The 22,013-nt window shown below is 69.8% G+C and carries 17 protein-coding genes and 1 pseudogene; 9 read left to right on the top strand and 9 right to left on the bottom strand.

The genetic code is table 11. The features are described from left to right. Positions 1–15: 15 nt before the first annotated feature. Genes ACFVYL_RS34325 through ACFVYL_RS34305 form a run of 5 tightly spaced genes read left to right on the top strand, consistent with a single transcriptional unit; the run spans position 16 to position 4,936 of the window. Positions 16–792, top strand: a complete 777-nt coding sequence (locus ACFVYL_RS34325; protein ID WP_389723006.1) for an MHYT domain-containing protein — start codon at positions 16–18, stop codon at positions 790–792. A 56-nt stretch (positions 793–848) separates the two neighbouring features. Beyond that, positions 849–3,461, top strand: a complete 2,613-nt coding sequence (locus ACFVYL_RS34320) for a nitrate- and nitrite sensing domain-containing protein (RefSeq protein WP_389723003.1) — start codon at positions 849–851, stop codon at positions 3,459–3,461. Further along, on the top strand, positions 3,458–3,892 hold the full coding sequence (locus ACFVYL_RS34315) for a roadblock/LC7 domain-containing protein (RefSeq protein WP_389723000.1): 435 nt from the start codon (positions 3,458–3,460) through the stop codon (positions 3,890–3,892). Before ACFVYL_RS34320 ends, ACFVYL_RS34315 begins: the two co-directional genes overlap by 4 nt. Positions 3,893–3,936: 44 nt before the next feature. Beyond that, a complete protein-coding gene (locus ACFVYL_RS34310; RefSeq protein WP_389722997.1) occupies positions 3,937–4,350 on the top strand; it encodes a DUF742 domain-containing protein in 414 nt (137 codons plus the stop codon). Next, on the top strand, positions 4,331–4,936 hold the full coding sequence (locus ACFVYL_RS34305; protein ID WP_389722994.1) for an ATP/GTP-binding protein: 606 nt from the start codon (positions 4,331–4,333) through the stop codon (positions 4,934–4,936). The genes ACFVYL_RS34310 and ACFVYL_RS34305 overlap by 20 nt, the downstream gene beginning before the upstream one ends. 114 nt (positions 4,937–5,050) lie before the next feature. On the opposite strand, the gene ACFVYL_RS34300 is transcribed toward ACFVYL_RS34305, so the two are convergent. Continuing rightward, positions 5,051–5,479 carry a PPOX class F420-dependent oxidoreductase gene (locus ACFVYL_RS34300; RefSeq protein WP_389722991.1) on the bottom strand — a complete coding sequence of 143 codons (429 nt, stop codon included), beginning with the start codon at positions 5,477–5,479 and terminating at the stop codon, positions 5,051–5,053. Positions 5,480–5,571: 92 nt separating this feature from the next. On the opposite strand from ACFVYL_RS34300, the gene ACFVYL_RS34295 reads away from it, so the two are divergent. Further along, positions 5,572–5,985: a roadblock/LC7 domain-containing protein gene (locus tag ACFVYL_RS34295; protein WP_389722988.1), complete on the top strand. Its 414-nt coding sequence runs from the start codon at positions 5,572–5,574 to the stop codon at positions 5,983–5,985. 110 nt (positions 5,986–6,095) lie between these two features. After that, positions 6,096–7,019 (top strand): DUF6397 family protein, encoded by a 924-nt coding sequence (locus ACFVYL_RS34290; protein WP_389722985.1) that lies wholly within the window; start codon positions 6,096–6,098, stop codon positions 7,017–7,019. A gap of 34 nt (positions 7,020–7,053) precedes the next feature. On the opposite strand, the pseudogene ACFVYL_RS34285 reads toward ACFVYL_RS34290, so the two are convergent. The 4 genes and pseudogenes from ACFVYL_RS34285 to ACFVYL_RS34270 form a co-directional block, all read right to left on the bottom strand. After that, a pseudogene (locus tag ACFVYL_RS34285) lies at positions 7,054–7,335 on the bottom strand (tetratricopeptide repeat protein); the annotation flags it as partial. 212 nt (positions 7,336–7,547) lie between these two features. Further along, positions 7,548–8,723: a winged helix DNA-binding domain-containing protein gene (locus ACFVYL_RS34280; protein ID WP_389722982.1), complete on the bottom strand. Its 1,176-nt coding sequence runs from the start codon at positions 8,721–8,723 to the stop codon at positions 7,548–7,550. A gap of 43 nt (positions 8,724–8,766) precedes the next feature. After that, positions 8,767–9,669, bottom strand: coding sequence for an acyl-CoA thioesterase (locus ACFVYL_RS34275; RefSeq protein ID WP_389722979.1), 903 nt, complete (start codon positions 9,667–9,669; stop codon positions 8,767–8,769). 46 nt (positions 9,670–9,715) lie between these two features. Further along, positions 9,716–12,322: a DEAD/DEAH box helicase gene (locus tag ACFVYL_RS34270; protein WP_389723046.1), complete on the bottom strand. Its 2,607-nt coding sequence runs from the start codon at positions 12,320–12,322 to the stop codon at positions 9,716–9,718. A 28-nt stretch (positions 12,323–12,350) separates the two neighbouring features. On the opposite strand from ACFVYL_RS34270, the gene ACFVYL_RS34265 reads away from it, so the two are divergent. Continuing rightward, positions 12,351–13,145 (top strand): metal-dependent hydrolase, encoded by a 795-nt coding sequence (locus ACFVYL_RS34265; protein WP_389722976.1) that lies wholly within the window; start codon positions 12,351–12,353, stop codon positions 13,143–13,145. Between the two features lie 113 nt (positions 13,146–13,258). Here ACFVYL_RS34265 and ACFVYL_RS34260 read toward each other — a convergent pair whose 3' ends face one another. The 4 genes from ACFVYL_RS34260 to ACFVYL_RS34245 form a co-directional block, all read right to left on the bottom strand. Further along, positions 13,259–15,091 (bottom strand): ABC transporter ATP-binding protein, encoded by a 1,833-nt coding sequence (locus tag ACFVYL_RS34260; RefSeq protein ID WP_389722973.1) that lies wholly within the window; start codon positions 15,089–15,091, stop codon positions 13,259–13,261. Continuing rightward, positions 15,088–17,082: an ABC transporter transmembrane domain-containing protein gene (locus tag ACFVYL_RS34255; RefSeq protein WP_389722970.1), complete on the bottom strand. Its 1,995-nt coding sequence runs from the start codon at positions 17,080–17,082 to the stop codon at positions 15,088–15,090. Before ACFVYL_RS34255 ends, ACFVYL_RS34260 begins: the two co-directional genes overlap by 4 nt. A 252-nt stretch (positions 17,083–17,334) precedes the next feature. Next, entirely contained in the window at positions 17,335–19,116 is a 1,782-nt protein-coding gene (locus ACFVYL_RS34250; protein ID WP_389722967.1) for an ABC transporter ATP-binding protein, read from the bottom strand. Further along, the gene (locus ACFVYL_RS34245) at positions 19,113–21,038 is read right to left on the bottom strand and encodes an ABC transporter transmembrane domain-containing protein (protein ID WP_389722964.1); all 1,926 of its coding nucleotides are present in this window, start codon (positions 21,036–21,038) and stop codon (positions 19,113–19,115) included. The genes ACFVYL_RS34250 and ACFVYL_RS34245 overlap by 4 nt, the downstream gene beginning before the upstream one ends. A gap of 215 nt (positions 21,039–21,253) precedes the next feature. Between ACFVYL_RS34245 and ACFVYL_RS34240 the strand changes: the two genes are divergently transcribed. Beyond that, on the top strand, positions 21,254–22,003 hold the full coding sequence (locus tag ACFVYL_RS34240; RefSeq protein ID WP_389722961.1) for a L,D-transpeptidase family protein: 750 nt from the start codon (positions 21,254–21,256) through the stop codon (positions 22,001–22,003). The last annotated feature ends 10 nt before the right edge of the window (positions 22,004–22,013 follow it).

Genomic DNA, 22,013 nt, shown 5'->3' with positions numbered 1-22,013 from the left:
TAGCGTCCCGGGGCCATGGGACACCTGGACCACGCCACCTTCGGCTGGCTGACCCCCGCGCTGTCGTACGCGATGGCTTGTATCGGCGCCGCCCTCGGGCTGCGCTGCACCGTCCGTGCGCTGGGCGCCTCGGGCCGCTCACGCCGGAACTGGCTCATCACCGCCGCCTCCGCCGTCGGCACCGGAATCTGGACGATGCACTTCGTCGCCATGCTCGGCTTCGGAGTCACCGGCACAGAGATCCGCTACAACGTGCCCCTCACCATCCTGAGTCTCCTGGTCGCGATGGCAGTGGTGGGCGCCGGGGTCTTCGCCGTGGGATACGGCCGTGACCGCGGACGAGCACTGGCGCTCGGTGGACTCACCACGGGACTGGGTGTCGCGAGCATGCACTACCTCGGCATGGCGGCCCTGCGTCTGCACGGCGACGTGCGGTACGACCCAGTGCTCGTTGGCCTCTCCGTAGTCATCGCCGTCGTCGCTGCGACCGCAGCCCTGTGGGCCGCTATCAACATCAAGTCGCCCCTCGCGGTCGCGGTGGCGTCGCTGGTCATGGGCGGGGCGGTGAGCAGTATGCACTACACCGGAATGCTCGCGGTGAGCGTGCGGGTCGTCCCATCCGAAGCCGCCCTCCCCGGTGCCACGACGATGCAGTTCATCTTCCCCCTTGCCGTCGGCCTCGGCTCCTACCTCTTTCTGACCTCGGCATTCGTCGCGCTGTCCCCGACCACCGGGGAGCGCGAGGCCTCAGTTTCGGCCCAGCGACCGGTTGAGGACGCCGCCCGCCGATGACGGTCGTGGGCCGGTAGGGCGCCACAGGACAGCGCATCCACCCCAGCGAGGAGGCCATGGACACCGCCCCAAGCACCCCCGAACCGCTCACAGACACGGCACCTCTGCCGGCGGAGCCTCCAACGCGCGGTCGCCGCGCGCACGCGGGCCCGCCCGCAGATGAACACCCGCACGCAGAAGGCCGATTCACCGACCAGACGACCTACAGGGCCTCCACGCGCGCGGGATGGTGGCGGGTGCGACCACGCACCGTGCGCGCCAAGATCGTGTGCCTGTTGATGGTGCCCGTCGTCTCGCTGCTCGCCCTGTGGGGGTACGCGACCGTCAGCACGGCACAGGACGTGGCACGCCTGCGTCAGCTGCAGCGTGTCGACGCCGACGTACGCACGCCGGTCGAGGCCACCGTCACCGCGCTCCAGGCCGAACGCGTCGCCGCCGTGCGCTACGCGGCAGACCCGGATGCCGAGCGCGGCGGCACCCTGCAGAGGCGGGCGACGCGCACCGACCGCGCCGTGGCCGAACTGCGCTTGGGAGATGACCGAACCGTCGCTGACGGAGCGGGACTTCCCGAAGGTGCGGCGGACCGGCTCGAATCTTTCGTGTCGGGTGTCCAGGACCTCCGCTCCACTCGGGCCGAAGTGCTGGACCGTCGCATGGGATGGGACGCGACGTACGGCCAGTACACGAAGACGATCTCGCAGGCCTTCGCAGTGGACGGGGCGCTCACCGGCATGCAGGACACCGCGGAGGGCTCCCACGCGCGCGTACTGCTCGAATTCTCCAGGGCAGGGGAGATGCTGGCTCGCGAGGACGTCTTGCTCGCCGCGGCCCGGCTGGACGGAGCCTTCGAAGGAGCGGGTCTCCGGCTGTTCACCGGGGCCGTCGACACCCGCCGGACACTGACCGAAGCGGCGGTAGCGGACCTCCGCGGACCGGATCAGGCTGCCTGGCGCGGTGTCGAGGCCGCAAGAGCCTACGGCGTCGTACGCGCCGCCGAGGACAAGGTGACGCTGGCCCAGCCCGGCCGCAAGGCACTCGCCGCGGCCCCCTCAGGAGCCTGGGACAAGGCCTACGCGGACGTGAGGGAAGAGCTGCACGCGATCGAGGAGAAGGCGGACGACAGTGCTGCGGACCGGGCCGATCCGCTCACCCACGGGGTGCTCACCCCGGCGGGCGCCGCGGTCCTCCTCGGGCTGGTGGCCGTTGCCGCCTCACTCGTCATCTCCGTACGCATCGGTCGGGGCCTCGTCATCGAACTCGTCAGCCTGCGCAACGGAGCCTTGGAGATCGCTCGGCGCAAACTGCCCCAGGCCATGCGGCGGCTGAGAGCCGGAGAAGAGATCGACATCCACACCGAGGCGCCTCCCGGACCACCCGCGGAGGACGAGACGGGGCAGGTCTCCGAAGCGCTCGGCACCGTCCACCGGGCGGCGTTGCATGCGGCGATCGAGCGCGCGGAGCTGGCCAGCGGCATCTCCGGAGTCTTCGTCAACCTGGCCCGCAGAACGCAGGTTCTTGTCCACCGGCAGCTCAGTCTCCTCGACAGCATGGAGCGCAGAGCAGAAGATCCGAACGAGCTCAGTGACCTTTTCCGGCTCGACCACTTGACGACCCGGATGAGGCGCCATGCGGAGAGCTTGATCATCCTCTCCGGTGCAGCACCAGGTCGGGCCTGGCGGATGCCCGTCTCGCTGACGAACGTGGTGCGTGCGGCGGTCTCCGAAGTCGAGGACTACGCGCGCGTGGAGGTACGCCAGCTCCCCGCGGCATCAGTCATCGGGACCGCCGTGGCCGACCTCACCCACCTCGTGGCCGAACTCGTCGAGAATGCCGCCCAGTTCTCGCCGCCGCACACCAAGGTGCGGATCAGTGGCGAACCGGTGGGCAATGGCTATGCCCTGGAGATCGAGGACCGAGGGCTCGGCATGGGCAAGGAGACGCTCGCCGAGGCCAACCGGCGTGTCGAGCAGTCCGAGGCGCTCGATCTGTTCGACAGCGATCAGCTCGGCCTCTTCGTGGTCAGCAGGCTTGCGGCTCACCACAGCATCAAGGTGCACCTGCGCACGTCACCGTACGGCGGCACCACAGCGGTGGTACTGCTTCCCACCGCGCTCCTGCACGGCGGCACAGTGGGAAGCACGGAGGCCCACCTCGCCGCTCGCGGAGGCGACTTGGACAAGGGGCACGCGCGCGTGCAGGGAGCATCGCACCAGCACCACGACACCAACTCCGTTTCTGCCTCTGCGCCCCGCCCCGCGCTGGCTGCGGCGATCGAGGCGGGTGCCCCGGCCGGGGCCACCACACTGCGTCTGCACCAGGGCCGAGCCAGGCACGAGGCCGCCGACACCCCTCCAACTGCTTCAGCCGACAACGGCAGCGGCTCGCTTGACGTCGCCGACGCCGAGGACTCGTCGGGTGACCTCCCGCGCCGCGTACGCCAGGCGAGTCTCGCCCCTCAGCTGCGCGAACCCCGCCCTGCGGACGGAGGCGGCATGGCAGGGACCCGTACACAGGACGAGCGCAGCCCTGAGGAGGTGCGCGCCCGCATGACCGCATACCGCGAGGGCTGGGCGCGCGGCGGGGGCCCGCTTCCCGGTACCGGACGTACCGCCCCGGCAGACCCGGGTCCTGTACCGGGCACTGACAGCAGTGAAGGAGACCCCGCATGATCCAGGATCAGCGCATCCCCGGCGGCCGGACCGGAGAACTCGACTGGCTGCTGGACGACTTGGTACTGCGCGTGGGCGAGGTGCGGCACGTGGTGGTGCTGTCCAACGACGGACTACCGGTCGGCGCCTCCACCGGGCTCGCCCGCGAGGACGCCGAACACCTCGCTGCCGTGGCCTCGGGATTCCACAGCCTCGCCAAAGGCGCGGGGCGGCACTTCGGAGCCGGTGGAGTGCGCCAGACCATGGTGGAGATGGACGACGCCTTCTTGTTCGTTGCTGCCGCGGGTGACGGCTCCTGCCTTGCCGTGCTCACCTCGGTGACGGCCGACATCGGTCTCGTCGCGTACGAGATGGCGCGCATGGTCAAGCGTGTGGGTGAGCACCTCGATACCCCGGCGCGCGGCGCAGAGCGGCCACCGGTCGCCGGATGACCGAGGACGGTCGAAGCCCTCATGACCGAGGACGGTCGGAACCCATGACCGAGGAGACCAGCGACGGGTCGGCCCGGCCCGGCAGCCAGTGGTACGACAACGAAGCCGGGCCCCTCGTGCGCCCCTACGCGATGACGGGCGGACGGACCAGGCCGGGGCCGCGTGGAGTCCGCTTCGACCTGATCGCTCTCGTGACGCTCGCCCCCAGTGCACCTGCGCCCGGCGAACACACCGCGCTCGGCCCCGAACACCGGGCACTCATCGAACTGTGCCGCTCCGAAACACAGTCCGTCGCCGAGCTTGCCGCCGACGCCGATCTGCCCGTGGGGGTGGTCAGAGTACTTCTCGGCGATCTGCTGGAGATGGGCTGTGTGAAGGTAAGCCGCCCGGTACCACCCGCACAGCTTCCCGACGAAAAGATCCTCCGAGAGGTGATCGATGGGCTCCGAGCGCTCTGACGCCATGGCCGCCGAGAGCACCGCCATGGCGCTGAAGATCCTGGTCGCGGGCGGTTTCGGGGTGGGCAAGACCACCTTGGTGGGCGCGGTCAGCGAGATCCGCCCGCTTCGTACCGAAGAACTGCTGAGCGAGGTGGGGCAGTCGGTGGACGACACCGAAGGCGTCGACCGGAAGACCACGACGACGGTGGCCATGGACTTCGGCCGTATCACCATTCGGTCGGGCCTGTCGCTGTACCTGTTCGGCACTCCGGGCCAGGACCGTTTCTGGTTCCTGTGGGACGAGCTGTCCCAAGGAGCCCTCGGCGCCGTGGTACTCGCGGACACCCGCCGGCTCGAGGACTGCTTCCCCGCCGTGGACTATTTCGAGCACCGTCGCATTCCGTTCGTCGTGGCGGTCAACTGCTTTGCGAACACGCGCACGTATGGGGCACACGATGTGTCGCGAGCCTTGGACCTCGACCGTGGGACACCCGTGGTGCTGTGCGACGCCCGGGACCGCGATTCGGGGAAAGAGGTGCTGATCCGTCTGGTCGAGTACGCCGGGCGGGTCCATACCGCCCGGCTGCTCGATTCGGTGGGCTGAGCCTGCTGCGAACACTCAGTAGGCGCTCGGCGGGGCACCCTCTCGGTGGATTCCCTGTGGTGTCAGTGGGTTCCCTGTGCTGTCAGGCGCCCCTAGGAGTCGTCTGAGAGCCGGTCAGTCGGCGACTCCGGCGTACGCCAGGGCCTTGTCGATTCGCATGCGCACGAGGAGTTCCCCCGGTACGCCGTTGCGCTTGCCGAACTCCTCGGCTCGGTCCTCGCCCATGTAGCGTGCGCCGATCCGGTTCGCCCAGTGCCGGAGCTGGTCGAGGTCCTCACTCAGTTCGGCGCGACCCTGCAGAACGACGAAGGCGAAGGGCGGCTGGTCGTCGTCGACGCACACGGCCACGCGTCCGTCCCGTGCGAGGTTTCGACCCTTGACGGTTTCCTTGCCAGTGTTGAACAGGAGGTCGTCCCCATCGAGCAGAAACCAGATCGGCGCGATGTGCGGGCTGCCGTCCGCTCTGACGGTCGAGAGCTTGGCGGTCCGGGTGCCGTGTGAGACGAAGGCCCGCCACTCGTGATCGGTCATCTTCTGTGCCATGGCCCCATCATGCTTGCCGGGGCGCCGGTCGTGGTGAAGGCTGGCAGGTCAGGTCCTCCAGCCAGGGGGAGCGGACACGGGGAGACAGGAACATGGGGCAGAGCATGGGGCTCGGTTGGCTGCTCGACGATCTGACGCAGCGGATGGAGCACGTACGGCATGCGCTGGTGCTGTCCAACGACGGTCTGGTGACCGGAGCGAGCTCGGATCTGAAGCGGGAGGACGCGGAACATCTGGCCGCAGTCGCCTCAGGACTGCACAGCCTCGCCAAGGGGTCGGGGCGCCACTTCCAGGCAGGCAACGTGCGTCAGACGATGATTGAGTTCGACGATGCGGTCCTGTTCGTCACGGCGGCGGGTGACGGCAGTTGTCTCTGTGTGCTGAGCTCGGCGGAGGCCGACATGGGCCAGGTCGCCTACGAGATGACGCTGCTCGTCAATCGGGTCGGGGAACACTTGGGCGTGGGCGCACGGCAGCCGGAGCGCGCGCCCGTCGTGGACCTCTGACCTGCTCTGACGCTGCCACGACAAGGGTTATCCACAGGCTCAGCGAGGTTCGCGGTGATCGGGCTACGGTTTTTCCCGAGAGCAAGTTCATCTCACGGGGGAGATCCACCATGACCGGTGACACCGTCACGCAGCCCACCCGCGCAACGAGCCTTCCATCGGCCGTCACGCCGACCCGGGCGGCGAAGGAACTGGGTTTGAAACGGGGCGAGTTCGATCTGGCGGTAATGCTGGGCCGTATTCGCACCGTCGAGGAGGCCGTGAGCGGACAGCGACGGGTCACTCGCGAGGAGATCGATCGCGTGCGCGGCGGCGACGGGTCTCCCGAGGCGCTGAGGGAAAGCGTCAGAGTCGTGGGAACCGCGGAGGGCGCGGAGCTCATGCACATCACCACGGCACGTTTCACCCGCCTCGCCCGCGCCGGCGTCTTGACGCCCGTGAAGTTCTACCTCAATCGATACCGGGCGGTCGTGTGGCTCTATCTTGCCGAAGAGCTGCGGCACTTCGCCGAATCCGGGATCAACGCCAGGCTGCTCACGGGCCGTATGCCGGAAACGATGCGCGACCGGCTCGACGCAGGCCAGGACCTGCGAGCACGCAACTGGCGAGGGCGGCACGCGGGATTCTTGCTGCGCCAGTCGGGCGACGCATGGGAGCGCGCCGCCGCCATGGCCTCGTTGCTCGACCCGGTGCAGATCGCGGAGATCGTCAGGGACCCCTATGAACGCGCCTATCTCCATCGGCTCCGGCCCCTGCCCCGTACCCATGGGGCGCCTGACTCACCCGGAGCGCGGATCGTAGAGAAGATCACGACCGCGGACGACCCGGACGAGATCCGATGGCTGCGCTCCAGCCTACTGATCGGCCTCGTGCAGGCCCGAGCTCAGCGCGCGGCACCGCGGCCCGCTCCGTGCATCACGTCGGAACCGGCCGTTCCTGCTGCGGCGTTCGTGCCGTCGAGCGAAGCCGCGGCCGAGGGCTCGGCACCGGCGCCGCGCAGCTTGATGAAGTGGCTGCGCCGCAGGAGGGCATAGGACGACCTGAGCCGCGCCGCGTACGAATCCCTACCACCGTGGCGTCCAGGCCCTTGGCGTACTCCTCGATGGCACGGCGGCGGTAGTCCGCGACGTCCGGATCGTTGCTCGTGGCGGTGAGCAGCGTCAGAAGCATCTGCATCGCGTCGTGGGGCCGGCCGGTGTTGTACAACGCCATGGCCAGGAGCGTCTCGGGTGCGCCGTCGTCGGGGAACTCGACCGCCGCGACACGGAGTGTGGCGACGGTTGCCTCGTAGCGCCCCAGAATTCGATAGGTGCTGCCCGGGCCCAGAAGAGCGCCGCGGCGATCGGTGTCCCCCGGGCCATTGTGGGTGCACGCCCAGAGTGGGGCACGGCCTCCGACAACAACCGATCTCTGCCCTAACTCGGCTTCCCGCTCAGTTCCCCACCCTTTTCGCAGCGTTGCTCTTCATGCCGTCAGTCCTCGGCCACGCCGAGGACTGAGAACTATGACGAACGGAAGCGCACATGCCCGTCGAGTCCCGTCGTCGGCCCCCTCTGGGGCCGTCATCCGGCCAGCTCCTCCTCAAGCCATGTACGTCCACGGGTGCGTGGGGCCAGCCGCACGCCGGCCAGACGAGAGGTGAGGCGCTGAGCCTCCTCCTGCACCGCGTCCCGAGCGTCAGCACCGGCATCCTCGAGGAATCGGCACACGACGTCGCCCTTGCTGTCCTGGGCCCACCCTCCGACGATGCGGCCGTCCCACCACAAGGACGGGCCGATGTTTCCGTTCTTGTCGAAGAGTCGCGGGCCGTGTTCCCCGAGGAACCAGCCGCGCTGCTGCCACCCCATCGGCGTGGAATCGAGGGCCGGCAGCAGCGCGGCCCACGGCTCGGGACGAGGGGATTCTTCCGTGTCATCGGGCAGCAGCAGCCCGGTCTCCCCGTCCAAGTCGACTTCTACGGGACGCAGCTCGGTCAGCGCCCGCTTCGTCTGGGTCTTGGTCCACCCGGCCCACCAGCGCAGGTCATCGGCGGTGGCAGGACCGAAAGCCCGCAGCCATCGCCGGGCAAGCTCCGTCTCGGCATCCTGGGTGTCCCAGTCGGCGAGGCCACCGGGAAACCAGTCCGTCAGCGGCGCCCACCGGTACTGATGGGAAGCCCACGTGCCGCGCGGCCTCCCGCGCACCACGTGGCCCTCGGCCGCGAGCAGCAGAAGGAGCCGACTGGCCAGCTTCTGACGTCCCTCGTAGCTCTTGCCGCGCGCCATGACCAGCTCGGTGCTCAGTCTCGGGTCGGCGCCCGCAAGCTCGGCCGCGGTTGCCTCGCCCCGTTCCTCGAGCGCCTTCAGCGCCACTGCCTCGGCCTCCGCCAGCCACGCCTGAACACCCGCCGCGTCATCGGCGACACCGGACTCCGCGAGCATCCCCAGAACGAGACGCCGCTCCCGCGTGGCAACCGCCCGCGAGCATGCGGCCTGCAACACCGGAGCGATGTCCAGGGACGTGACGAAGACCGTGCGCCGCATGCCCATCAACCGGATCAGCAACCGGTCCTCATAAAGGGCGCGCTCCACATCCGCCAGGCGGCCGTCCCGCATCCGGGCCCAGGCGCCGATGTACACCGACGACGGGTCGGTGCCGTGCAGGGCCAGCAGCGACCGGGCCACCTCGACCGGATCGTTCGACTTGGTGTCCGCGGTCAACCGGTGGCGCAGCGCCAGCCTCGCCCGCCGCTCCAGCACATCAATCCGTCGCACCACGCCTCCAGCTCAGGATCTCCGTCGGTCACGCGCCTGTTGTCGGACTGTCCATGTGACGCTCCCCGTACGGACGGAACAACCCCTCTTGTACCACCGACACCAGGAGCCGGCCCTCGGTGTCATAGATGCGGCCCCGGGCGAGGCCGCGGCCCCCCGTGACGATGGGGGACTCCTGGTCATAGAGGAACCACTCGTCGGCGCGGAAGGGCCGGTGGAACCACATGGCGTGATCGAGCGATGCCATGTCGAAGCCGCGAGGGCCCCAGAGCGGCTCCACCGGGATGCGGACCGCGTCGAGCAGTGTCATGTCGCTGGCGTACGTGAGTGCGCAGGTGTGCACGAGCGGGTCGTCGCCCAGCGGGCCGACGGCGCGCATCCACACCGCGCTGCGCGGCTCGGCGTCCTTGATCTCCTCGGCGGTCCAGCGCAGCCGTTCGACATAACGGATGTCGAAGGGCTGGCGTCGGGCCATGCGTTCCCACTGCTCGGGGAGCGCGCCGAGGTGTTCCCTGATCTCTTCCGCGACCGTCGGCAGCGTCTCCGGATCGGGGGCCGTGAGGCGCGGCGGCAGTTGGTGTTCGAAGGCGCCCTGTTCGGGCTGATGGAAGGAGGCGGTGAGGTTGAAGATGGTGCGACCCTGCTGGACGGCGGTGACGCGGCGCGTGGTGAAGGAGCGCCCGTCCCTGACCCGTTCGACCTGGTACACGATGGGCACGCCCGGGCGCCCCGGGCGCAGGAAGTACGCGTGGAGCGAGTGCACCGGGCGGTCACCCTCGGTGGTCCGGCCCGCCGCCACCAAGGCCTGTCCGGCGACCTGGCCGCCGAACACCCGCTGCAGGGACTCGTTCGGACTGCGGCCCCGGAAGATGTTGACCTCGATCTGCTCCAGGTCCAGCAGATCGACCAGCCGGTCGGCGGGATTGTTCATGACAGTTCCTCGACTCCTGTCCGGGACGCGTGGCTCCTCGGGGCCCTCAGAGCTGGCCGACGTCCGTGACCCGGACGATGGCACGGCCCTCCTCGTCGGAAGCCGCGAGATCGACCTCCGCGCTGATGCCCCAGTCATGGTCGCCGTTCGGGTCGGCGAACGTCTGGCGGACGCGCCACAGATCGTGCTCAGGATCCTCCTCGATGAGCAGCAGCTTGGGACCGCGTGCATCAGGACCGGTGCCGAGATCTTCGTACTCGTCCCAGTACTTGTCCATGGCCTCGCCCCAGGCATCCGCGTCCCAGCCGGATTCTGCGTCCAGCTCGCCCAGCTCCTCGACGTGGTCGAGGGCGGCCAGCTCGACCCTGCGGAACAGCGCGTTGCGGACCAGGACGCGGAAGGCGCGGGCGTTGGCCGTGACCGGCTTGACCTGATCGGCCTTCTCCTGCGCCTCTTCCGCGGTCATGACGTCGGGGTTGGCCAACTGCTCCCACTCGTCGAGGAGGCTGGAGTCGACCTGGCGCACCATCTCGCCGAGCCAGGCGATCAGGTCCTCCAGGTCCTCGGACTTCAGGTCGTCCGGGATCGTGTGCTCCAAGGCCTTGTACGCGCTCGCGAGGTAGCGCAGCACGATGCCTTCGGTGCGGGCGAGTTCGTAGAACGACGTGAATTCCGTGAAGGACAGCGCCCGCTCGTACATGTCCCGGATGACGGACTTCGGGGACAGCGGATGGTCGCCGACCCATGGGTGGCTGGTGCGGTACGTGTTGTACGCGTGGAAGAGGAGCTCCTCCAAGGGCTTCGGGTACGTGATGTCCTGGAGCCGCTCCATCCGGTCCTCGTACTCGACGCCGTCCGCCTTCATGAGCGCCACGGCTTCGCCCCGCGCCTTGTTCTGCTGGGCGGCGAGGATCTGGCGCGGGTCGTCGAGAGTGGACTCGACGACGGACACCATGTCCAGGGCGTACGAAGGGGACTCGGGGTCGAGGACTTCGAAGGCCGCGAGGGCGAACGTCGACAGGGGCTGGTTGAGGGCGAAGTCCTGCTGCAGATCGACCGTCAGGCGCACGATGCGGCCCGTGGCGTCCGGCTCGTCGAGCTTCTCCACGACACCGCCGGCGAGGAGGGAGCGGTAGATCGCGATGGCCCGGCGGATGTGCCGCAGTTGCTGCTTGCGCGGCTCGTGGTTGTCCTCGAGGAGGTGACGCATCGCCTCGAAGGCGTTGCCGGGCCGGGCGATCACGGACAGCAGCATGGTGTGCGTGACCCGGAAGCGGGAGGTCAGCGGCTCCGGATCGGAAGCGATGAGCTTCTCGAAGGTGCTCTCCGACCAAGCGATGAAGCCCTCGGGTGCCTTCTTGCGGACCACCTTGCGACGCTTCTTCGCGTCGTCGCCGGCCTTGGCGAGAGCCTTCTCGTTCTCGATGACGTGCTCAGGCGCCTGGGCGACCACCAACCCCGCCGTGTCGAAGCCCGCACGCCCGGCACGCCCGGCGATCTGATGGAACTCCCGCGCACGCAGAGTGCGGACGCGGGTGCCGTCGTACTTGGTGAGGGCAGTGAACAGCACCGTGCGGATCGGGACGTTGACGCCGACACCCAGCGTGTCGGTGCCGCAGATGACCTTGAGGAGCCCGGCCTGCGCGAGCTTCTCCACCAGACGGCGGTACTTGGGCAGCATGCCGGCGTGGTGCACGCCGATCCCATGGCGCACGTAACGCGAGAGGTTCTTGCCGAACTTGGTGGTGAAGCGGAAGCTGCCGATGAGATCGGCGATCTTGTCCTTCTCCTCCCGCGTGCACATGTTGATGCTCATCAGCGACTGCGCGCGCTCGACCGCCTGGGCCTGGGTGAAGTGCACGATGTAGACCGGTGCCTGCTTGGTCTCCAGAAGCTCGGTGAGCGTCTCGGTGATCGGCGTCAGACGGTACTCGTACGACAGCGGGACCGGCCGCGTCGCGGAGCGGACGACCGACGTGGGCCGGCCGGTGCGGCGGGTCAGGTCCTTCTCGAACATGCTGACGTCGCCGAGCGTCGCAGACATGAGGATGAACTGTGCCTGCGGAAGTTCCAGCAGGGGGATCTGCCAGGCCCAGCCGCGGTCCGGCTCGGCGTAGAAGTGGAACTCGTCCATGACGACCTGGCCGACGTCGGCGTTCTTGCCGTCCCGCAGGGCGATCGAGGCGAGCACCTCGGCCGTGCAGCAGATGACGGGGGCGTCGGCGTTGACCGAGGCGTCGCCGGTCAGCATGCCGACGTTCTCGGTGCCGAAGAGCTTGCACAGGTCGAAGAACTTTTCCGACACCAGAGCCTTGATCGGCGCTGTGTAGAAGGTGACCTTGTCCTGGGCGAGAGCCGTGAAGTGGGCCCCCGCCGCGACCAGGCTCTTGCCGGAGCCGGTCGGCGTGGACAGGATCACGTTTGCCCCGGAGACCACCTCGATCAGCGCCTCCTCCTGGGCCGGGTAGAGAGTGATGCCCTGATCCTCGGCCCACGTCGAGAAGGCTTCGAAGAGGGCATCGGGGTCGGCATCCGGCGGCAGCTGATCAATAAGGGTCACACCCCCATCTTGCCTTCCTTCCACCCCGATGAGGGAACCGGAGGTCTCCACGAAGATCACGAACGCTACGCTGTGTGGCCAACGGGGCGTCAGAAGAATGGAAATGGGGCGGGCAACAGCAATGATGGGACCGGCACACTCGCTGTCGGGGGCAGCAGCCTGGCTGGGGGTCGGTGCCGCTGCGGCGGCCGCGGGGCACACCATGCCTTGGCCGGTCCTCCTCGTAGGAGCGCTGATCTGCGCCGGAGCGGCGCTCGCACCCGATCTCGACCACAAGTCGGCGACCATCTCGCGCGCCTTCGGCCCTCTCTCGCGGGGCCTGTGCGAGATCGTCGACAAGCTTTCGTACTCCGTCTACAAGGCGACCCGAAAGCAGGGGGACCCGCGGCGCTCGGGTGGACACCGCACCCTCACTCACACCTGGCTGTGGGCGGTGCTGATAGGAGCGGGCGCGTCGGCCCTGGCGATCTTCGGTGGGCGGTGGGCCGTCCTCGGAATCCTCTTCGTCCATATGGTGCTCGCCATCGAAGGCCTGCTGTGGCGGGCGGCCCGCGGGTCGAGCAGCGATGTGCTGGTGTGGCTGCTCGCCGCGACGAGTGCCTGGATCCTCGCGGGGGTCCTGGACAAGCCCGGCAACGGTGCGGACTGGATGTTCACGGGGCCGGGCCAGGAGTACCTGTGGCTGGGCCTGCCCATCGTGCTCGGCGCGCTGGTGCACGACGTCGGGGATGCGCTGACCGTGTCCGGGTGCCCGATCTTGTGGCCCATCCCCATCGGCCGCAAGCGCTGGTACCCGATCGGACCGCCGAAGATGATGCGGTTCCGGGCCGGAAGCTGGATCGAGCTGAAGGTCCTTATGCCGGTGTTCATGCTGCTCGGGGGAGTGGGCGGCGCGGCCGCGCTCAACTTCATCTGACGGCTCGTCTGCGAGCACCAGAAGATGATCTTGGTAGGTCGGCCCGCCTTCGCCGGAGGGCTGGCCCGCCTTGTGGGGGTGACCTTCCGGCCGGAGGGCGTGACCACCTCCGCTCAGAGGGCGGGCGGGTGCTCGCCGTGCCAGGAGTGCCACAGCGCGGCGTAGGTGCCACCGGCGGCCACGAGCTCGTCGTGGGGCCCGAGCTCGGTCAGACGGCCGCCCTCCATGACCGCCACGCGGTCCGCGTCGTGCGCCGTCTGCAGACGGTGGGCGATGGCGATGACGGTGCGCCCGCGGAGGACGGCGGCCAGGGCCCGTTCCGTGTGACGTGCCGTCGTCGGATCCAGGAGCGCGGTGGCCTCGTCGAGGATCAGCGTGTGCGGATCGGCGAGCACTACGCGGGCCAGTGCCAATTGCTGGGCCTGCGCGCCATGCAACTGGTGGCCCCGGGGGCCCAGCTCGGTGTCCAGCCCGTCCGGCAGAGCATTGGACCAGTCGGCGCCGACCGCGGTGAGAGCAGCGGTCAGCTCGGTGTCCGTGGCGGATTCCGCCGCGATGAGCAGGTTGTCACGGACCGTGCCGAGGAACACGTGGTGCTCCTGGGTGACGAGGACTACCTGACGGCGCAGCCGCTCGGGCGGCAGTTCGACGACGGGGAGGCCGCCAACGGTCACCGTTCCCGCGTCAGGAGCGTCAATCCCGGCGAGGAGACGGCTCAGGGTGCTTTTGCCGGCTCCCGAGGGGCCGACGATCGCGAGGCGCTCACCAGGGTGGACGGAGAGGTCAAGGCCGCGCAGGACGTCGGCGCCGTCGCCGTAGGCGAAGTGCACACCGCGGATCTCGATGCGGTCGGCGTCGGATACGTCCCCAGGCCCGGGGACGGTAAGGGCGGGAGCCGGGGTGGCGGGTCCGGTCGGCGCCGTCGGGGCGGCAGCCAGGCCCTCGACCCGGGCGAAGGAGGCACCACTGCTCTGTACCTGTTCGACCTGCTGCAGGATCGTGCCAAGCGGCTGGGAAAGCTGGCGCAGGTACAGCGCCGACGCCACCACCGTGCCCAGGCTCACGGACCCCTGCTCGTGCAGCAACCCGCCGATGAGGAGTACGGCGACGACCGGTACGGCGTACGAAATGTCGATGGCAGGGAAAAGGACGCTGCGCAGGAACAGCGTCCGGTCATGGGCGACGACGCACCGTCCGATCTCTTCCTCGCTGTCCGCGACACGCCGATCGCTCAGACCGAAGGCTTCAACAGTGCGCGCCCCGGAGGCGGTGGCGGCGAGCACCTCCGCCAGCGAGGAGTGGGCCGCTCCCTGCTCGAGGTAGGCGCAGTGCGCCCGGCGCAGGTACCAGCGGGTGGCGAACCAGATACCGGTGAGGCCGAGCACGCCGCACGCACCGAGCAGCGGGTCGAGCAGGAACACGGCACAGAGAATGAACAGGGCCTGCACGGCCGCGACGAAGACGTCCGGGCCGGTGTCACGCAGCGTCTGCCCGGCGGTCGTCACGTCTGTGGTGCCGCGGGCCGTCAGATCTCCCGCGCCGGCCCGCTCCACGATCGAGGCGGGCAGCGCGAGCGCCCGGTCGACGAACTGTTCGCGGATGCGGGCCAGGGTCCGCTCACCGAAACGATGGGCGAGGTAGCGGGCGTGGCGAGCCAGGAGGAGCTGGGCCACGGCCCCGGCGAGGATGCCGAGCGCGAGACGGTCGACAGCGTCGACGCCTCCGCCGTCCTTGACCGTGTTGATGATGCGTCCGAGGAGCCAGGGGCCGACGAGGCCCGCTACCGCCGCGAGTGCGTTGAAGACGATCATCGTGACGAAGGCGGCGGTGTCCTGACGGATGAGGCGGACAGCGGCCTGGCGGACCTGACGGCGATCGGCCACGGGCAGGTGCCCGGGTTCGGCCTCGGCCGCGTCGCTCTGGCGGGATGGCGTCGCGGGTGTCATCGAAGTGCCTCATGACTCGGCCCGGTGGGGCGGTGGGAGAGCTCGTGGCTACGGGGGGTGTGCTGCTCTGCCGCGTTCCCGCCCGCCTCACCCGCCTCGTTCGCCGCTGCCTCCTCCTCGACGCCGGGCGACACCAGGCGCCGGTAGCTCGGGTGCTCGGCCAGCAGCTCGGTGTGGCGGCCGACGGCGGCGACACGGCCGTCGACCAGGTAGTACACGGCGTCGGCCTGGTCGAGGACAAGAGGGGACGTGCTGGTGACGAGTGTGGTGAGGCCCTTACGGGCGGCGCGGAGGCGGGCCGCCATGTTCGCCGCGGTGTGGGCATCGACCGCCGATGTGGGGTCGACCGCGAGGAGGACTTCGGGGCCTGCGAGGAGGGCGCGGGCCAGGCGGATGCGCTGACGCTGCCCGCCGGAAAGGTTGCGGCCGTGTGCCTCGAGAACGGCGTCGAGGCCGTCCGGCAACCCGAGGACGATGTCACGGGCCGCGGCTGCGTCCACCGCACGTGCGACGGCGTCGTCGTCCGGTGTCCATCGCCCGGAGACAGCCGCGCGCAGCGTACCGGCGAAGAGGTCGGCATCGTTGTCGGCCACCAGGATCCGCGCGCGGATCTCGTGCAGTGCGACGGCGTCGAGGCGGACCGGACCCCAGGTGGCAGGGGAGGGGACGAACCGTCCGAGGCGATCGACGACGTCTGTCGCGTCCGAGCCGTGCGCACTGACGAGCGCGGTGAGGATCCCGGGCGCGACCTCCACGCCGGACTGGGGGTCGCGCAGTACGGACGGTGCCGTGGGCGCCCGGAGGGGTTCGGTGCTCCTGTCGACCGGCTCGGCCTCGACCCTGCCCCCGGCCTCGATCTTGCCCTTAGCCCCGAGCCTGCCCCCGATTTTGTCCCCGGCCCCAATTTTGTCCCCGGCCCCGGACCTGCCCCCGGTCCCGGCCCCGGACCCACCCCTGAACTCGACCCCGCCCCCGACCCCCGCCCCAGCCACGTCCGAGCCTTCCGGCTCCAGGTCCAAGAAGTCCACGACCCGGCGCGCGGCGACCAAACCTCGGCCGATGTCGTAGCCGCCCTCGATGAAGAAGGTCACCGGAACCACGAGCACGGCGACGTAGCCGTAGACAGCCACCAGCTCGCCCACCGTGATGGTGCCCTGAGCGGCCATGCGCGCGGCGAGCCATGTCACGGCGGCGAGGAACAGGGTCGGCAGGCCGAGGCCGAAGGCCTGGATCCAGCTCATGCTCGATCCGACTCGGTAGCCCTCCTCCTGCAGTTTGCGGGAGCCTTCGCGATAGCGGGCGGCGAACGCCCCCTTGCCACCGAGCCCGTTGAGGACACGGAGGCCGCCGGCGAGGTCGCCGAGGATCGCGGCGAGTGCGCCCTGGCGCTCCCGATAGTCCGTCTCGGCCCCCTGCAACCGACCGAGGAACGGCCCGACCAGCACGGCGAGCAGCGGCACCCCGACCAGCACGACCACGGCGAGCAACACGGAGACGGAGAGCAGCAGCGCGGCCACCACGAAGTACGAGACCACCGCGCCTACACCGGGCCCCGTCACCGTCAGGGTCTGGCTGATCACGCCCACGTCGGAGTGGCCGATCGTGACGACCTCGCCCGCCGAGAGCCGACGGGGCAGCGCGGCGCCGAGCCGGGTCGCCTGGCCGACGACGACGCGCACGGTCCGGAAGTAGGCGTCGAGCCGGATCCGGGTCATGGTGCGGTGCCGCATGATCGCCAGCCAGGCGTTGAGGACTCCGATGCCGAACAAGGCCGCGGACCAGCCGAACAGCGCCGACCGGTCGCCGGGGCGCAGGCCGTCGTCGATGGCGTGGGACAGGACGTACGGGGGGAGCGTCAGACAGACCATCCATGCGCTGCCCAACAGTGCGCCGAGAGCGACGCGTTGGCGCTGGCTGACTGTCACCCACCAGAGGTAGCGGGCAGGCCCGCGGTGGTCGGGAGTGCCGGGATCGGTGGGCGATGCAACCATCCGTGCACCCTAACTACCCCTGTATGGGCGGTAACAGAGCACCCCTGGAACGCCAGGGCATACCCGTGCCTCCGGAACGTCAGGACTTACCGGCGCCTCCGGAACGTCAGGGCATACCCGCGCCTCTGGCACGCCAGGGTCCACCCGCACCCCTGGCACACCGGGCCCCACTCCTACCCCCATCACGCCGGAGCCCACTCGCACCCCGTACCCACCCGGCCCCACCCGCCCGCCGAACCACCCGCATGCCCGCTACCCGTGCCAGGACCGCCACAGAGCCGCGTACGCGCCGTCCGCCTCCACCAGTTGGTCGTGGCTGCCGAGTTCGGTGATCCGGCCGCTCTCGACCACCGCGATCACATCCGCGTCGTGCGCCGTGTGGAGTCGGTGGGCGATGGCCACGACGGTGCGACCGGCCAGGACTCGGGCGAGAGAGCGTTCCAAGTGCCGTGCCGCACGCGGGTCGAGGAGCGAGGTCGCCTCGTCAAGGACCAGGGTGTGCGGGTCGGCGAGGACCAGGCGTGCCAAGGCGATCTGCTGGGCCTGGGCCGGCGTCAGTGCGAAGCCGCCCGAGCCGACCTCGGTGTCCAGGCCGTCGTCGAGGCCCTGTGCCCAGTCGGTCGCGTCGACCGCGCCGAGCGCCGCCCAGAGTTCGGCGTCCCGCGCCCCGGTCCTTGCGAGGAGGAGATTGTCGCGCAGGGAGCCCACGAAGACGTGGTGTTCCTGGTTGACCAGAGCCACGTGTGTGCGCACCTCTTCCGCGGGCATGGCCGACAGGGCGGCGCCGCCCAAGGTGATGTGACCGGTGCGTGGTCCGTAGATCCCGGCGAGCAGCCTGCCGAGGGTCGACTTACCCGCTCCGGACGGGCCGACCAGGGCCACCCGCGAGCCGGGTTCGACGGCGAGAGACACCTCGCGGAGCACGTCCACGCCCGCGCGGTAGCCGAAGTGCACGTCGTCGGCGAGGACATGGCGCCCGTCGGGAACCAGGGACGAGTCCCCGGAGTCCGGTTCGATGTCGCGCACTCCGACCAGCCGGGCCAGCGAGACCTGGGCGACCTGCAGCTCGTCGTACCAGCGCAGAATGATCCCGAGCGGGTCGACGAGCATCTGCGCGATCAGGACTCCCGTGGTCAGCTGGCCCACGCCGATCCAGCCCTGGAGGACGAAGACACCGCCGATCATCAAGGTCGAACAGAGCACGGTCGTGTGGGTGAAGTTGATGATCGGGAAGAGGACCGACCGCAGATAGAGGGTGTACCGCTCCCAGGCGGTCCACTCCTTGATGCGCCGCTCCGAGAGTTCGATGCGGCGGGGCCCGAGCCGGTGGGCCTCGATCGTGCGTCCCGCGTCGACGGTCTCGGTGAGGGCGGCGGCCACGGCGGCGTATCCGGCGGCCTCCGAACGGTAGGCGGACGGCGCCCGCTTGAAGTACCAGCGGCAGCCCACGACGAGGAGGGGTACGGCGACGAGCACGGCGGGGGCCAGCGGCGGTGCGGTCACCGCGAGCCCGCCGAGCAGCAGCACGACCCACACCACGCCGATGGCGAGCTGCGGCACGGCCTCGCGCATGGCGTTGGCCAGGCGGTCGATGTCCGTGGTGATCCGCGAGAGCAGATCGCCGGTACCGGCCCGTTCCAGGACGCCGGGCGGCAGCCCGACGGAGCGTACGAGGAAGTCCTCGCGCAGGTCCGCGAGCATCCGTTCGCCGAGCATGGCACCGCGCAGCCGCACCTCGCGCACGAAGTAGGCCTGCACGAGGAGCGCGAGGGCGAACAGGCCGATGGTGAGCTCCAGATGAAGGTCACGGGTGTCGTCCGAGACCTTCTCGACCAGGTCGCCGAGCAGGTAGGGGCCGGCCATCGAGGCGACGACGGCGAGCGTGTTCACGAGGATGAGCAGCAGGAACGACCGGCGGTGGCGTCGGAACAGTTCACGCACGTAGGTGCGCACGGTCGCGGCCGAGCCGACGGGCAGGGTCTCCGCCGTCGTGGGGGCCGCCGGGTCGTATGCCGGGGGCGCCAGGCCGATCATGCCGTCTCCTCGATGTCGAAACCTGTCAGGGCTTGTGCGGCGAGACGTTCGTCGTCGGTCTCGCGGGTGACGACCGCGCGGTATCGCGGCTCGCTGTGCACCAGTTCACGGTGTTCGCCCACCGCCGCGACCTCGCCGTCGGCCAGGAAGACGACGCGCTCGGCGTGGTCCAGGAGCAGCGGTGACGAGGTGAGCACCACGGTGGTGCGGCCCCGGCGCAGCCGCCGGACGCCCTCGGCGACCCGGGCCTCGGTGTGCGAGTCGACGGCGGACGTCGGTTCGTCGAGCACCAGTACGTCCGGGTCGGTGACCAGGGAGCGGGCCAGGGCGAGGCGTTGGCGCTGGCCGCCGGAGAGGGAGCGTCCGCGTTCGGTGAGGTGGGCGGCCATCGGGTCGTCGTCCACCGACGCCTGTGCCAGCGCGTCGAGTACGTCGGCACACTGTGCCGCGGTCAGTGCGTCCTCGGGGCTGACGTCTCCCGACGCCGGTACGTCGAGGAGCGCGCGCAGTGTCCCGGAGAGCAGGACGGGGTCCTTGTCCTGGACGAGGACGGCGGCGCGGGCGGCGTCCAGCGGCAGATCGTCCAGCGGTGCGTCACCCAGGCGTACGGACGGCAGCCCGGAGGCTTCCTCGAACGAGGGGTGCCCCCCGAGCCGTTCGGCGAGTCGCCCCGCCTCGTCCGGGTCGCCGCAGACCACGGCGGTGAACCGGCCGGCCGGGGCGAGCAGGCCCGTGGCAGGGTCGTACAGGTCACGGTCTGGCAGTTCGAAGCCACCTGCCGAGTCCCCGGAGCCTCCGGCCCCGGAGCCCCCGACCTCAGAGCCCACAGAACCCGGCACGCCCACCGACCCCTCAGAGCTCACCGACCCTTCAGAGCTCACCAGCCCCTCAGATCCCTCGGGGCCCTCGGAGCCCACCGCCTCCACCGTCCTCCGCAGAGCCAGAACCCGTGCCGCCCGCTTCGCGGAGGGCCGCGAGAAGGAGTACGCCATGGCGATTTCCTCGAAGTGCCGCAGCGGGTAGTTCAGCATCATGATGGCGCTGTAGACGGTGACGAGCTCGCCGACCGTGATGCGGCCCTCGCGGGCGAGGTGCACACCGTGCCAGACGACCGCGATCAGCAGCAGTCCCGGCATCAGGATCTGGATCGCCGAGATGACGGCCCACATCCGGGCGCTGCGTACCGCGGCCGTACGGACTTCCTGGGAGGCGCGGCGGTAGCGGTCGAGGAAGAGCTCCTCGCCGCCGATACCGCGCAGCACCCGCAGTCCGGCGACGGTGTCGGAGGCCAGTTCGGTGGCTCGCCCCGCCTTCTCGCGCTGGAGGTCCGCCCGGCGCGTGGCGCGGGGCAGCAGCGGCAGCACGGCGAGAGCGAGCAGCGGGATGCCCACCGCGACGACGACGCCGAGGGCGGGCTGGTAGACGACGAGCCCGACGCAGACCAGGACGACCGTGAGGGCAGCCGCCGCGAAGCGCGACAGGGCCTCCACGAACCATCCGATCTTCTCGACGTCGCCGGTGGAGACCGCCACGACCTCACCGGCTGCGACACGCCGGGTGAGCGCGGACCCGAGCGCCGCGGTCTTGCGGGCGAGCAGCTGCTGTACGCGGGCCGCGGCCGTGATCCAGTTGGTGACGGCGGTGCGGTGCAGCATCGTGTCGCCCACCGCGATGCCGATGCCGAGGAGGCCGATCAGCGCGCCCGCGACGGCGAGCCGGGCGCCGGAGCGGTCCAGCACGGCCTCGACGGCGACGCCGACCATGTAGGGCAGGCCGGCGATGGAGGTGAAGTGCAGCAGGCCCCAGGCGAGGGACTTGAGCTGCCCGCCGAGCTGGTTGCGGCCCAGCCACAGCAGGAAGCGCGGCCCCGACCGGGCATCAGGGATGCCGGGGTCGGGGAACGGAAGGTCGCGAATCTGCATGATGTCCCAGCACTCGGTGCGGCGGCCGTTGCTCCAGGAAGAAGACCGAGCGAACGGACGAATAAGCGGATGGCGGTTACAAACCGTGAAAGGTTCGCCTCGCGCGGTGGTCCGAAGCAAACGATTTTCCGCTCCGAGGTAAAGAATCGGCCCGGTCCCGGCATGGGCCGAGGGGCTGGGCATGAGTCACGCGGACCGGGTGCGACCATGGGCGGATGCGTATAGCCGGTGTGGTGCGAACGGTGGTCGCGGTGGCGGCCAGTGGTGTCCTTCTGACGTCCTGCGCGAGCGGTGACGACGCTTCGGGGAAGGACGACGCGGGGCACGGCAAGAGCACGGGGCAGGGGAGAGGCCAGGGCGCCGGGGCCGTGGATCTCCGGCGCATCCCTGACGTGGGCGACCGCCTGCAGTCCAAGATCCCGAAGGACTCCCGTCAGGTCGTCGCGGTCTACGGCGACGGCGAGGACTCGGCCAAGTCGACCGTCGTGCTCTACACGAAGTCCGGGAACAAGGACACGACCTGGGAAAAGGCCCACAGCTGGCCCGCGCACAACGGCAAGAAGGGCTGGACCACCGACCACCGTGAGAACGACAAGCGCAGCCCGGTCGGCGTGTTCACGCTCACCGACGCGGGGGGAGTGCTCGCGGACCCGGGCGCCAAGCTCCCCTATACGAAGACCGCGTCCATACAGGCTCCGCACTACTGGCCCAAGACGCACTGGCACGACTTCGACTACGTCATCGCCATCGACTACAACCGCGCCAAGGGAACACCGCCGAACGACCCGACACGCCCGCAGGGCCAGTCCAAGGGCGGCAGCATCTGGCTGCACATGGATCACGGCAGCGGCACGTCGGGCTGCGTGAGCCTGTCCAAGCCGGGCATGGAGTCCCTGCTGCGCACGCTCGACCCCACGCAGCACCCTGTCGTGGTGATGGGAGACAGGGCCAACCTACGGGCGTGAGCCGCCGGGC

Origin of the sequence: Streptomyces sp. NPDC058308, assembly GCF_042880275.1 — a bacterium.
GTDB lineage: Bacteria > Actinomycetota > Actinomycetes > Streptomycetales > Streptomycetaceae > Streptomyces.
Note: the sequence above shows the minus strand (reverse complement) of the source record. Positions and strands in the feature narration are given on the sequence as shown.